15 protein-coding genes are annotated in these 13,418 nt (G+C 50.2%); 8 read left to right on the top strand and 7 right to left on the bottom strand.

Annotated elements, in window-relative coordinates; all coding sequences use genetic code 11:
- Position 1: 1 nt before the first annotated feature.
- Genes flhB through M3P05_RS21105 form a run of 7 tightly spaced genes read right to left on the bottom strand, consistent with a single transcriptional unit; the run spans position 2 to position 4,655 of the window.
- Positions 2-1,183, bottom strand: a complete 1,182-nt coding sequence (gene flhB / locus M3P05_RS09335) for a flagellar biosynthesis protein FlhB (protein WP_249699290.1) — start codon at positions 1,181-1,183, stop codon at positions 2-4.
- Positions 1,184-1,969: a flagellar biosynthetic protein FliR gene (gene fliR, locus M3P05_RS09330; protein WP_249699289.1), complete on the bottom strand. Its 786-nt coding sequence runs from the start codon at positions 1,967-1,969 to the stop codon at positions 1,184-1,186. It abuts the gene before it with no gap.
- An 8-nt stretch (positions 1,970-1,977) separates the two neighbouring features.
- Complete coding sequence (gene fliQ, locus M3P05_RS09325) at positions 1,978-2,247, bottom strand: flagellar biosynthesis protein FliQ (RefSeq protein ID WP_249699288.1); 270 nt, start codon at positions 2,245-2,247, stop codon at positions 1,978-1,980.
- A gap of 41 nt (positions 2,248-2,288) precedes the next feature.
- The gene (gene fliP, locus M3P05_RS09320; RefSeq protein WP_408635887.1) at positions 2,289-3,038 is read right to left on the bottom strand and encodes a flagellar type III secretion system pore protein FliP; all 750 of its coding nucleotides are present in this window, start codon (positions 3,036-3,038) and stop codon (positions 2,289-2,291) included.
- Positions 3,032-3,460 (bottom strand): flagellar biosynthetic protein FliO, encoded by a 429-nt coding sequence (gene fliO, locus M3P05_RS09315; RefSeq protein ID WP_249699287.1) that lies wholly within the window; start codon positions 3,458-3,460, stop codon positions 3,032-3,034. The genes fliP and fliO overlap by 7 nt, the downstream gene beginning before the upstream one ends.
- Complete coding sequence (gene fliN / locus M3P05_RS09310; RefSeq protein WP_249699286.1) at positions 3,460-3,804, bottom strand: flagellar motor switch protein FliN; 345 nt, start codon at positions 3,802-3,804, stop codon at positions 3,460-3,462. The genes fliO and fliN overlap by 1 nt, the downstream gene beginning before the upstream one ends.
- Positions 3,801-4,655 carry a FliM/FliN family flagellar motor switch protein gene (locus M3P05_RS21105; protein WP_249699285.1) on the bottom strand — a complete coding sequence of 285 codons (855 nt, stop codon included), beginning with the start codon at positions 4,653-4,655 and terminating at the stop codon, positions 3,801-3,803. The genes fliN and M3P05_RS21105 overlap by 4 nt, the downstream gene beginning before the upstream one ends.
- Before the next feature lie 345 nt (positions 4,656-5,000).
- On the opposite strand from M3P05_RS21105, the gene M3P05_RS09300 reads away from it, so the two are divergent.
- From M3P05_RS09300 to fliI, 8 genes are all read left to right on the top strand, one after another.
- Positions 5,001-5,870 carry an OmpA family protein gene (locus tag M3P05_RS09300; RefSeq protein WP_249699284.1) on the top strand — a complete coding sequence of 290 codons (870 nt, stop codon included), beginning with the start codon at positions 5,001-5,003 and terminating at the stop codon, positions 5,868-5,870.
- Between the two features lie 6 nt (positions 5,871-5,876).
- Positions 5,877-6,899: a sensor histidine kinase gene (locus M3P05_RS09295; protein WP_249699283.1), complete on the top strand. Its 1,023-nt coding sequence runs from the start codon at positions 5,877-5,879 to the stop codon at positions 6,897-6,899.
- The gene (locus tag M3P05_RS09290; RefSeq protein ID WP_249699282.1) at positions 6,896-8,239 is read left to right on the top strand and encodes a sigma-54-dependent transcriptional regulator; all 1,344 of its coding nucleotides are present in this window, start codon (positions 6,896-6,898) and stop codon (positions 8,237-8,239) included. The genes M3P05_RS09295 and M3P05_RS09290 overlap by 4 nt, the downstream gene beginning before the upstream one ends.
- Before the next feature lie 76 nt (positions 8,240-8,315).
- Positions 8,316-8,627, top strand: a complete 312-nt coding sequence (fliE, locus tag M3P05_RS09285) for a flagellar hook-basal body complex protein FliE (protein ID WP_249699281.1) — start codon at positions 8,316-8,318, stop codon at positions 8,625-8,627.
- 63 nt (positions 8,628-8,690) lie between these two features.
- Positions 8,691-10,271 (top strand): flagellar basal-body MS-ring/collar protein FliF, encoded by a 1,581-nt coding sequence (gene fliF / locus M3P05_RS09280; protein WP_249699280.1) that lies wholly within the window; start codon positions 8,691-8,693, stop codon positions 10,269-10,271.
- Positions 10,268-11,302, top strand: coding sequence for a flagellar motor switch protein FliG (locus tag M3P05_RS09275; RefSeq protein ID WP_249699278.1), 1,035 nt, complete (start codon positions 10,268-10,270; stop codon positions 11,300-11,302). Before fliF ends, M3P05_RS09275 begins: the two co-directional genes overlap by 4 nt.
- On the top strand, positions 11,302-12,090 hold the full coding sequence (locus M3P05_RS09270; protein ID WP_249699277.1) for a FliH/SctL family protein: 789 nt from the start codon (positions 11,302-11,304) through the stop codon (positions 12,088-12,090). Before M3P05_RS09275 ends, M3P05_RS09270 begins: the two co-directional genes overlap by 1 nt.
- The gene (fliI, locus tag M3P05_RS09265; protein WP_283777742.1) at positions 12,080-13,408 is read left to right on the top strand and encodes a flagellar protein export ATPase FliI; all 1,329 of its coding nucleotides are present in this window, start codon (positions 12,080-12,082) and stop codon (positions 13,406-13,408) included. The genes M3P05_RS09270 and fliI overlap by 11 nt, the downstream gene beginning before the upstream one ends.
- Positions 13,409-13,418 lie beyond the last annotated feature (10 nt).

Here is a 13,418-nt window from a genome sequence, read left to right as displayed (position 1 = left end):
ATCAGTCTTTACTGGGTTCGTCTTTAGGGTCTGGTTTTACTTTTTTCTTCCAACCTTCGTCGTCGTACTCGTCCGGAACCTTAAATCCAGGCCTTACGGGAGGTCGGTTGCCACCCTGTCCCCGGCGATACATATCCAGCTGCTGGACATAAGCCAGCACCTGGGCAACAGCGAGGTACAGGTCGGCAGGAATTTCCTGATCCACTTTGGTGGAGTAATAAATCGCTCGGGTCAAATGTGGAGCCTCCACAATTGGCCGCGAACATTCACGGGCAATTTCCCGGATTTTCAAGGCCGTCTGGTCAGCGCCTTTAGCTGTTACAAACGGTGCTGATGCACGCTCAAGGTCGTACTTTATGGCGATGGAGTAATGAGTCGGGTTGGTGATGATAACATCTGCTTCCGGCACAGACTGCATCATGCGGCGGTTGCTCATCTCCCGTTGCAGCTGGCGTATCTTGCTCTTAACTTCCGGCTTACCTTCCACATCCTTATGTTCGTCCTGAACTTCCTGCCTGGTCATCATCAGTTTCTGCTTGTTATCCCAGATCTGGTAAGGGGCATCAATCAAAGCAATAAGCAGCAGAGCACTGCCGTATGCAAGGAGAGTCCAGCCAAGAATGCCGCAACCTTCATATATTGCCTGCATAATCGGCATACTGCCCAGAGAAAGCGACAGCGGATAACGCTTCCACAGAACAAACAGCAGACAACCGATGACCAGGATGATTTTCAGCATGGACTTGCCAACTTCAACCAGGCCCTTGACCGAAAAAACCCGGCCAATCCACTGAGCGGGATTCATGCGGTTAAATTTGGGCTGTAGAAGGCTTGTCTCAAACAGAAAACCACCAGTCAGACCGGAGCTGGCAATTGCAGCACCCGCAAGTATCGCAACAAAAGGAACAACAGTGATAACCGCCGTTAATGCAGAAGATTTCAGGTGCACAAACATATAAGCCAGGTCGTAGGCTTCATTTCGACCAAACGACAGGTTGTAGCGCAAAATACCTTCCAGCTGACCAGCGGCATACGGACCCGATAACTGCATCAGGAACCCGGCACTCATAATCAGTACAGCCGACAGTACTTCCCTTGAACGGGGAATCTGCCCCTCTTCACGACTTTTTCGGAGTTTTTTCTCCGTGGGTTGTTCTGTGCGTTCCTGGGAAGTATCTGCCATCTAGCCACCCACCAGTAAACGCAAGTAAATAAGGCCTTCCGTGGTTAGATTAACCAGCATCCCAGGCAAACTGGTCATAGCCAGATAAACAGTGGCCATACCAAACATCATGGTCATGGGAAAACCCAGAGCAATAATATTGAGCTGGGGCGCAGCACGATTCATAACACCAAAGGCCAGGTTAACCAGCAACATGCTGATAACAACCGGCAACGCAACAAGAAGACTGCTTGCAAACAACCAACTACCCAGTTTTACCAGATCCATCCAGAAATCATTTGGAAACCCGATACCAATTGGCAGAGTGGTAAAGCTGTCAAGCAAGACCGCAAAAACAACCAGATGCCCATCCATTGCCAGGAATGCCAGCATGGCCAGCGTCTGTATCCACTTACCCAGCACCGCCGTACCTGCACCATTGACCGGATCATTCATAACCGCCATGGCCAAACCCATCTGCATCGACATAATCTGACCGCCCATCGTGAAAACCGTCAGCCACAGCTTGAGAATAAAGCCAAAGGCAAGGCCAATTCCAACCTGCTGAAGAGTGATCAGGAGAGATTGCACAGAAAAAGGTTCGGTAACCGGAATATTGCCAACATTTGGGAAAATCAGAAATGTTAAAGACAACACTAGAGCCAGGCGCGCTTTTTTAGGTAACCCTGAGCCACCAAACATCGGCATCGCCCAGACTGCCGCAGCAATTCTGGTCATTGGCCAGAACCACTGACCAACCAGAGCTGTCAGGTCTGCAGTATTGAGCGTGAATGGCAGGGGCAGCATAAATAAAGCTACCCGATTAACGAGGGTATCTGGAAGAACAGGTTCTGGGTCAGCTCCATCAGCTTTTGAATCAACCAGTGCCCAGCCAGTCCCATGGTTATAAGAGTTGCCACCAATCGAGGCAGAAAGCTGAGTGTCTGTTCATTGATCTGGGTTGCAGCCTGAAAAATCGCCACAACCAGACCAACAACCAATCCTGGTCCTATCAGCACCAGAACCATCATCACGATCAGGCTCTGGGCTTCGCGAAAAATATCGACAACTGTTTCTGGAGTCATTCGCTATTACATCCCTTTACCACTGCTCATTAACTGCAGGGCTACCAGAAACTGGCAGCCAGCGTTCCCGTGATAAGGCTCCAACCATCAACCAGCACAAACAGCATTAGCTTGAATGGTAGAGAGATAACCAGAGGTGAAAGCATCATCATACCCATCGCCATCAAAACACTGGCGACAACCATGTCGATAACAAGGAAAGGTATAAAAAGCAGGAAGCCGATCTGAAAAGCCGTTTTCAGCTCACTGATAATAAAAGCCGGAGCCATTAACCGAAATGGTGTATCCATTTGATTTGCTGGCAGTTCAATACCGGACACATCAGACATTCGCGCAAGGTCAGTCTGACGGGTTTGCCGCAGCATAAATTCTTTCAAGGGAACACTGGCTTCGAGGGCAGCATTTTTCAGAGTCAGCTCCTCCTGTAGCCATGGTTGTATAGCCACCTCGTCAATGCGATCGTAAACCGGCATCATAATAAAAGCCGTAAGGAACAGCGCCAGACCAACAAGAACCGGGTTGGGAGGTGTCTGCTGCAGACCCAGCGCCTGCCTCATTAATGACAACACCACGATAATTCGGGTAAAACCGGTCAACACCATCAGCATGGCCGGCAGGAAGGACAAACCAGTCAGCAGAATCAGAATCTGCAATGTGGTGCTGTATTCCTGATTGTTGCCATCACTGATCACATTGAGCAGGGGGACATTCTGGGCAGAAGCCAGTTCCGGCAACAGGAGTGATGCGGTTAACAGCAGAAGCGCTGCAGCCTTTCCATTTAACCTCACGATGACTTCACCAGGCGGGACAGGATTTTTTGAAATTCACCGGGTGGAACTTTTGAAGCTTCTGTTTCTTCTTCCGGCCAGTCGTCCCAGTCTTCCAGACGACAAATGTTTTGTGCAGTGACACCAAGCAGAAGTGTTTTTCCCTGCACTCTGACCAGGCAGACTTTTTCATTTCGCCCGAGAGGAAAAACTTCCATCAACTTGATATGACGTCCCGCTTTCAGGCTGCCAGTCATAAGCCTGCGGGAGAGCCAGGCCATTGCCACGATTAATATGAGGACAACTGCCAGCATACCGGCAATATTCAGAAACTGGGTCGATGCACTGACCATAGGCTCTGCCTTTTTCAAACCTTCAGCAGAGTCACCTACAGCACCAACAGTGCCCGACAGAAAAGCCAAGCACGCAAGAATGAAGCGAAGCATCAGCCTAGAGGGCCTAACCGCTCGTTCACATTGACAACTTCAGTCAGGCGGATGCCGTAACGGCTGTTACTTTCTACGACTTCACCACGACCGACGAGCTTGCCATTCACTTTCACATCCAGCGGATCACCAGTATGGCGGTTCAGTTCAATGACTGTACCACTGCCCATGGACAGCAGCTCATTTACGGTCAGCTCCGTACTGCCAACTTCCAGAGACATAACAACAGGAATATCGAGGATGACACCCAGATCAGGGGTGACCTGCTCAGCAACAGTTTCCTCAAAAGCAGGAGAAACAATTCCCGTTTCTTCTTCCTGGGCCAGTGCAGTTGCTTCCGTCATTCTACGGCTTCCTCTTCAGTTTTCTGTTCGCTTTCAAGCTCAATCGCAAGCTGGCCATTTCTGGTCACAACTCTGGCCTGACAGAGCATTCTCTTGCCTGTGTGCACATCGGCAATACCAGGCAGATTCAGGGGTAATGTGTCGCCGACCTTAAGCGCCATAACCTTTCCAAGTGTGGTTTTCTGGCGGCTAAGGGTGGCAGTAATCGGTACAGGCACTGAGAAGAGCGCATTCTTGAATGTACTGACCGCGTTCTCATCTTTTTCAAGATTGGGATTGATAATTTCACCAGGAAGCCAGATAGACAGCACGCCGGAAAAATTATCTGTTGTTACTGTCATTTCCATTAACAGATAGTTGTGGCTGGCTGCAGTCTGTTTGTCTGAATCACGCTCTGTGCTGATAGTCAGAGCCTCTTTCAGCCCAAGTGACTTGGTGATCATCTCAACGGCCAGGTTCACCAGGCGGATGGCAAAGCGATGTTCGGCATGAGTCAGCAGGTCAATACTGTCTTTTATTTCGCCTTCGCCGCCACATGCTCGCTCCAGCAGAGCACAGCACAGGGCATTGTCCAGGTGGATCAGTCCGACTTCATCACTGCTACCTGTCTTAACGGGAAACGATGTCACATGGCGTTTTTTCGTGCGAGGCAGAGTACTTGGATAACGAGACTCTGCAGTTACTTCAACACCTTCACCAGTCATATTGGTCAGGCATTCATTGACTGCCCGGGCACAGACATGGCTCAGCTCCATAGCCTGCTGCCGGACATCAGCCATACGACCGCCGACTTCAAACAGATTACAAGGGCGAATGTCACCGGCCCCACTTTCAGCGGATGAGATTATCACAAGGATTTGACCTAATAGTCAGCAAGTTAAATCTGGCGTTCACCCGACATTGAGGCAGATTATTCCTTCAAAGAAAGAACGCCTGTTCAATGCGCCGTCGTGATGATTATTTCCACTTACGAGTTCTCCTGCATCCCTGACAAGAAAAATCTTTAAAACAGCGCACCATGCAGCGGGATAATATTATTTCGATATACCCCCTTCATCCGTACATCTACGAATTATTAGCAGTTGCATTGATATTTATAACTTAACGCAAATAGCCATGAGCCAACATTTTTTTACAGCATTTGACATGCAGTAAAAAAAAGATTTGTGCACAACACCTAAAAGGCCAGAGACTGAATGCGCTTCCTCACCTTCATATTACTACTAGCCGCAACTGGGGCAGGTATTACCCAAGCCCAGGACAGCAACCCTCTACTTTGGAAGGTCACGAGCGGCAAAGAACAATGCCGCCTTGAAGCCAGCCTGTCTGAAAAATCCCGTATTTCATTTATTGCCAATGCAGGCCATAAGCCTGTATTGAGCCTTAATATGCCATTCAGAAACCGATCAACCAGCAAGAGCGAACTGAAAATTATTCCTGCTCCCTGGCAAAAAACATCTCCACGCGCTGTTGCATATACCGATCGAGCACCTGCTTCCGAGCTTGTCTTCTCACAAAGCATTCAACAGCTTCTTGATGCCATGAAAAATGGAGAATGGGCTGAAATCAATTTAACCAGTGATGAAGGCCAGATCTGGACACAGCAGATTCCTGCTACCGCGATAGGCACTCATATGGATAAATTCAATACCTGTCGCAACGCACTCCCTCCTGTGAGTTTTTCTTACATAAACGACACCAGAGTTTTATTTAAAGTAAACAGCATTGAAGTCAGCCCCCTTGAAGCCAAAAAACTAGAGCTGGTTCTTGATTACCTGACTTATGACAAAACCATCAAATCCATACAGATTGACGGCCATACAGATCGATCCGGCAAGAGCTACATCAACCTGACTCTGTCCAGAAAACGGGCCGAACAGGTCCGTGAATATCTGATCGCGGCTGGTATTGATCCCAAAATGCTACTGCCCGTTCGCTGGCATGGTTCCCGCTATCCGGTCAATGACGGCAACACTCTCGAAAAGAGACTTCGCAACCGGCGGGTTGAAATCAAGTTGATGCGAAAAGATCCCCGTTCCACCCCCCCAAATTTGAACTGGAGCTAGAACAATATGGATCTGCAAGCCGCTGGCCTGCACCCCCAGCTCTTTCAATCTCTCCCCCTTGGGCTGGTTCTTCTTGATCGGCAGGGTTTTGTCGCGCATGTCAATCCATCCGCTGAAGCAATCATAGGCAAGCCTCCCAGCGAAACCCGTTGGGCACAAACTGTACGAGAACAATTTCAGCACAAGAACAATGACAGCAATGAAGTCTTTCTCAGAGACGGCCGCAGCATCCATGTCAGCACCTGCCCTCTCCCAAACAGATCCGGCCAGCTTGTCATCCTTCAGGATATGAGTGCCACTCGCCAGTTACAGGAAGTACTGGGAAGGCAGCAGCGTATGGCAAGTATGGGTCAAATGCTGGCAGCGATGGCACATCAAATCAGGACACCGCTGACGACAGCCATGCTGCATGCAGGTAATCTGGAGTGGCTTCAGGAAGACAAACTGTGTGCTGCAGGTAAAAACGCTCTCACCACATTACATCAAGAACTGGTAGCAATTGAACGTAAAATCAGCGATTTTCTGCTATTTGCCAAGGGAGGCCGGATATTACACGACACTATTTGTGTAAATCGTTTAATTCATGATCTAAAACAAAACTGCAATAATCCAAACTGGCAGAATCTCGCGATCATCTGGAACACTGACCAGATTCAATCGAGCCTTTTTGTGTTATGTAACAGAAATACTCTGTTTTCTGTTTTCAGCAACCTTCTCAATAATGCAAAGGAAGCCGGTGCATCAGAAGTGAATCTGAATTGTTCCTGCGATGAGGAGTGGCTGACAATATCATTACAGGATAATGGAAAAGGGCTTTTGGATAGCGAAATACGGCAAGTCATGCAGCCCTTTTACAGCACCAGACCAACCGGAACCGGTTTAGGTCTCCCGGTTGTGAAGCTAGTCATTGAAGCGCACAACGGAACTCTGTCATTAAGTAAGGGGCGGGAGCTGGGCGGACTTAATATCACCGTAAAACTACCTCTGCAGTCTTCATTGACAAAAACTTCATCCAGAGAGGCTGCATGAACAGTCAACATGTACTGGTTGTCGAGGACGATCACAACTTACGCACAGCACTTTCCGACACTCTCGGCCTGGCCGGATATAAGACATGCGTTGCAGAAAGTGCCGAACAGGCCATGACTATCTGCGCCCGCCATAATTTTGATGCCGTTGTCAGCGACATCAACCTCCCCGGTGATGATGGCTACACCTTGATGACCCGCGTTCACAAGAATAACCCCGACCTCCCGGTTATTCTTATGACTGGATACGCAGACACTGAAAAAGCCGTTGCCGCCATGAAAGCCGGCGCACGGGATTATCTGGTCAAACCATTTCCACCGGCCCGTTTGTTGCGGCAGCTCAAGAGCGTCACACCAGCTACAGCAAAAAACAACTGGGTTGCTGAAGACCCGGCCAGCCTTCAAATCAAGAAAATGGCCACCCGGGTAGCCGGTAGTGATGCGACCGTACTGATAACCGGTGAATCCGGAACAGGAAAAGAAGTCCTTGCCCGTTTTATCCACAGCCATTCCAGCCGATTCCCTAACCCATTTGTTGCTGTCAATTGCGCTGCACTGCCGGACACCATGCTTGAGTCCATACTGTTCGGGCATGAAAAAGGTGCTTTTACCGGTGCCACCAGTCGTCAGACGGGCAAGTTTGAACAGGCAAACAACGGAACACTGTTCCTTGATGAAATCGCAGAGATGCCACTGCCACAGCAGGCAAAACTTTTGCGGGTTATTCAGGAACGTGAAGTAGAAAGGCTGGGCAGTCACACCCCTATTAGTGTTAATGTACGCATCCTTGCCGCAACCAACAGAGATCTGGCAGATGAAGTAAGAGCAGGTAACTTCCGTGAAGACCTGTACTACCGCCTAAATGTTATTCCATTGCATATCCCTGCTCTTCGCGAAAGACCAGGTGATATTCAGCCTATTGCACGACACCTGCTTAAAGCCCATGCAAGCACACGACAGAGCGGCCCGGAAAAGTTCAGCCCGGATGCCGAAACAAGTCTTTTACAGTATCACTGGCCAGGCAATATTCGAGAACTTGATAACGTCGTACAGCGCGCCTGTGTGATGAGTGCAGGAAACCAAATTGAGGCTACTGACCTGCTGCTTCCGGTTTCTCTCGCAACCCGACAGCAGAACAAGAATGAGGAAACAAATCCCGAACCAGTCAGCTTTGATGATTTACCGGTGAATAGCCGGAAAAAAGCCGAGTTCAAAGTCATTTTTGAGACCCTGGCCAAACACCACGGTCACAGAGGTGATGCCGCAGCGGAACTCGGTATAACCACCCGTATGCTGCGATATAAACTGGCTCGCATGAGGGAACTCGGAATCGAAACCTGATTTTATTTATATCAGACTCATCCGACTTCAGACTATTAGCAGTAAAAGCTACAGCTTCCTGTAGGAAAAGACAGCCATGATTGACAACAAAATTGCACTATCATCGCTCAGCAATATTGATGTTGCCTCGCTTGAATCCAAAGGCATTGAAAAGCGAGATACTCAGGGACAGGACTTCGGAACCTACTTAAAGCAGGCTCTGGAGCACGTGAACGATCTGCAGATGAATGCAGACGAGATGCGCACCGATTATGAGACCGGTGCCAGTGACGATTTGGCAGGAGTAATGATTGCCGGACAGAAAGCCAGCCTGGCCTTTCAGGGGCTGATGCAAGTGCGTAACCGCGTTGTTTCCGCCTACGAAACTGTTTTCAACATGCCCGTATGATTCTCATTATCGATAGCGTAAATACCCGAAACGGCTCATTCGGGTCACGGAGACATTGAACAAATGCCGTCCTTATCAGCATCAGCTGCGATGCCAGTAGCGCGTGAACGCATCGATGAGCTGCGTACGAACTTTCGCAACCAACTGTTGCCCCGACTAAAACAACGGCGAGGTCTGGTTCTCACCATAACTGCCGCCATTATCGCTGTTGTCGCTACCCTGTTCTTCTGGAGTGGCCAGGAGAACCTGCGTCCTTTATTTGGCAGCCAGGAGCGTTATAACACTGCCAATATTATCGATACCCTGACCGCAGGCAATATTCCCTACACCCTGCACCCAAGCAGCGGCCAGATTCTTGTCGATGAAAGCCTGCTGCCCAAGGCTCGAATGACACTTGCTGCCAATGGTGTCACTCCTGATATTCCCTCCGGAATGGAACTGCTCTCACCCAACGGTGAACTTGGCCGAAGCCAGTTTGTTGAACAGGCCCGCTACAAGCAGGGTCTTGAAGGCGAAGTTGCCAGAACCATTATAAGCATGAGCGCCGTCCGTAATGCACGGATTCACCTGGCAATACCGGAACGCACCTCGTTTATGAGGGAAACTCCGGAAATCACAGCGTCTGTATTTCTGGATATCTATCCGGGAGCACGCCTGAGAGAGAAACAGATACAGGCCATAGTGAATCTTGTTTCAGGAAGTGTGCCAGGACTGGAACCGGATAATGTTTCGGTCATGGATCAGAACGGTAATTCGCTCTCAGCCAGTACTGCGGACAGCATTCCGGAATGGCAGGAACAACATACCCGCAAACGTGAAGCCGCTCTCGCCCACCGGATTACTGCGTTATTGGAGCCTGTCGTTGGCCCGGGCAACCTGCGCGTTCAGGTCACAGCCGATATCGACTACAACTCCAGCGAAGTTGTGAAGGAAAGCTATGACCCTCAAAGCCAGGTGGTTCGCAGTGAGAGTCTGTCTACAGATGAACAGACTGCGGCTCCAGCCAAAGGCGTTCCCGGCGTAGAAAGCAACCGTGTTGCCGATGCTGCTGAAAACAACAAACTTGGTCGCTCCAGCTCAAAGACCCTGCGAAATTACGATGTAGATAAAACCATCAGTCGTAACACCAAAACCGCAGGCAGTCTGGATAAGCTGAGCATTGGTATTGTTGTCAACAGCCTTGCCGCAGAAGGTGATAATGGCTGGACGCCGGAAGCGCTGGAAACCATGACCAACCTGGTCAGCAATGCTGTTGGTATCGAAAACACCCGCGGTGACACAATTAGTTTGTATAGTCTGCCATTTTCTTCAAAGTTTGAGGAAGAAGATCCGAATCCCTGGTATATGATCTTCGAGGGCGAGAACTCTCAGTACGTCATTAGTGGATTGGCTGCTGTTGTCCTGCTCTTCCTCGGGCTGTTGCTGCGAATACAGTCTTACCGCCGTAAGATCGCAAAAGAGCGTAAGGAAGCCGAGGCCCGCCAGAAGGCTCTTACCTCTGAAGAAAGTAAGGATGCGGCTGAAGCCGGACTGGTTATCGCTGTTCATCCGCATGACAAGACTATCGAACGTGCCCGTCAGCTGACCATTAACAACCCTGAACAGGTTGCCATGGTGCTGCAGCAATGGATTGATAAACAATGAGTGAAGAAATAACAATCCAGGAAGAGTCGTCGTATGACGACTCTTACCGATCATCACGTTCCCCGCTGGAACATGCAGCACTATTGATGCTTGGCCTTGGGGAAAAGGCTGCAGGCAGCGTTATTCGAATGATGCCGCCTGATAAGATCATGACCCTCAGCCGTGCCATGGAAAATATCCAGGTGGTGCGGCGTGAAGATTTGGCCCAGGCATCCGAAGCCTTGCTGGGAGCCTGTGATGAAAGCTCATTGCTGACCGGTTCAGAATACGTTAGCCGGACTCTGCAGGAAGCACTGGGTGAAGACCGCGCCAAGAGTCTTCTCAAGTTCTCCTCATCCATTGAGAGCAATCCTGTTCTTGAGCGTCTGCTCTGGCTTGAGGCCGGAGAAATCCTGGCTATGATTCGAAATGAAAAACCACAGCTTCAGGCTGTGGTTCTGGCCTGCCTGTCTCCGGATAAAGGCTCCGCAGTTCTGGCCCAGCTGCCGGAACCTGCCCGTCTGGATCTGGCCAACCGTCTGGCTCGTTTGAAAGACATCCCTCTGACATCTCTGGATACCGTTGCCGACCTGATCTCCTCTTTCGATTCAGGTGCCAGCGATTCCCAGCCAATTCATGGTGCTGGTCACCTGGCAGAGATGATCAACTACATGGACGATATGGATGGCACCTGGCTGCTTAACGGCATCAAGGAATCCGATGAAGAACTGGCCAGCGAAGTTAATGACCTTCGTCTCAACTTCGAACATCTGCTCGGTCTCGACCTCGCCAACCTTACCGTCATTATTGAAAATGCATCCCAGGATACGCTTGCTCTTGCCCTTAAGGGTGTTCCTGAACTGCGTCTGGAACGAGTATTCAGCTGCCTGAGTAAACGTGCTTCCAAGTACCTGAAAGAGGAAATCGAAGGACTTGGCTCTGTCCGTATGAGCCTGGTACGCAATGCCCGTCATGAGATTCTTGAACTGGCCCGTCGTCTGGAAGCAGATGAACAGGTTGAACTGCACGCAAACGATGAGCTGGTTATTTGATGAAGGAAACGACGCGACCGCTTTTTCCTGACAAACAGGATGATGCCATCACTCGCCTCTGGGTTAAGAATGAAAACCTGGTAAAAGCGGTGACTGAGCGCTGGCAGCCTGTTACGGAAAAAGATCAGGAGGATGATGGCTTAATCCGGGAAACACCTGAGCAGCGTCAGCACGCTTTAGCTCAGGCTCAGCGGGAAGGATTTGCCCGAGGCCGGGAAGAAGCCATACAAGCCCTGAAGGAAGAGTTGCGCCCTGTCGTTCATCAGGAAATCTATGATGCCAGCTACCTGGAAGGTAAGCAGGCTGGTCACACTGAAGGCTACCGTAACGGGATACACGAAGCCCAGGTGGAAGTTGATCACCAGATTGCTCTGCTGAAAGAGTTATACCGGGAAATGCACGTCTGGCAGTGTGCCCGTGATAAACGACAGCTTAAAGATTTGCAGGAACTGATCAGCGCAATGGCGCGCAAAGTGGTGATGACTGAACTCAAACTTCAGCCTGATACCATTAACCGCGCCATCTCTGGCGCTATACGCATGCTGCCCACTGACAGTGATGAGATTCCAACCATCATTCTCAATCCGGCAGACAGAGAGCGCGTTGAAAAATTCAAGGACAGCATCAACGCCAAATGGCATATTCATGTCGATTCCAACCAGCATGCTGGCGGCTGCTATGTCGAAGCCAGTCAGAATGCGGTTAATGCTTCCTTTGAACTGAGACTGGAGCAAAGCCTGCAGGCTCTGATAGAAGTCTTTGGTGAGGAATTCAGGAATGAAGCCTGACCGGCTAACGGATATCTACCAAAAGTGCATCAACAGGCTGGAACATGCACAGGTTGCTGAACTGCAGGGTAAACTCCTGCGGGCAACAGGTATGACCTTCGAAGCCATCGGCTGCCGTATGGAAACCGGCCAACGTTGTATGATTCGCGCCAGCCAGGGTGCACCGGTGGAAGCCGAAGTTGTTGGTTTTGATCGTGACCGCCTGTTCCTGATGCCACTGAATCGTGCCAGAGGCCTCGGCCCTGGTGATCCGGTTATCCCTATTCGTGAAGATATCCAGGTTCCTACCGGACGCGGGCTGCTTGGAAGAATTCTTAATGGTGCCGCTGAGCCTCTCGATGGCAAAGGCCCCATCAAGACCGGTCCGACCCTTCCTTTGCAGAGTGAAGTGATTAACCCTCTCCAGCGTCGTCCAGTTTCCGAACCTCTGGATGTCGGTATTCGCTCTATCAACAGCCTGCTCAGTGTCGGCAAGGGTCAGCGTCTTGGTCTGTTTGCCGGTAGTGGTGTGGGTAAATCTGTTCTTTTGGGTATGATGACCAAGATGACAACTGCCGATATTGTTGTGGTTGGACTGATTGGTGAACGGGGACGTGAAGTCCGGGAATTTGTTGAAGAAACCCTCGGTGAGGAGGGTCTTGCACGTTCAGTTGTAATTGCAGCTCCTGCGGATGAATCTCCTGTTCTTCGCCTGCGCGCCTCCCTGATGTGTCACCGTATAGCTGAAGGTTTCAGAGATCAGGGACGTAATGTTCTGCTGCTTATGGACTCCCTGACCCGTTACGCCCAGGCTCAGCGGGAGATCGCTCTGGCCATTGGTGAACCACCAGCAACCAAAGGTTATCCACCCTCTGTGTTCAGTCTGATTCCCCAGCTGGTAGAACGCGCCGGTAATGGCCGGGACGGCAGTGGATCAATAACAGCTTTCTATACCGTTCTGTCGGAAGGTGATGACCAGCAGGACCCAATTGCTGATGCTTCTCGAGCCATACTTGATGGCCACATTGTTCTGAACCGTAGTCTGGCAGAAGCAGGTCACTACCCGGCAATAGATATCGAAGCATCCATCAGCCGCGTTATGCCTCAAGTTGCCAGCCCGGATCATATCAGGGCTGCCAATAGTTTCAGGCGACAGTATTCCATTTATCAGCAGAACAAAGACTTGCTGACCTTGGGTGCATATAAGAGTGGTAGCAATCCGGCATTGGATGAAGCCATTCGCAACCAGCCTGCCATGACGGCTTTGTTACAGCAGGGTATGAAAGAGTCTTCAGACTGGCAGTCCAGTCTGAACCAGCTGACATCCATATGCGGATAGAAAGGGTAGT

Source organism: Parendozoicomonas callyspongiae, from assembly GCF_023502345.1.
Taxonomy (GTDB): Bacteria; Pseudomonadota; Gammaproteobacteria; order Pseudomonadales; family Endozoicomonadaceae; genus Sansalvadorimonas; species Sansalvadorimonas callyspongiae.
This window is presented reverse-complemented; position numbering and strand designations above follow the sequence as displayed.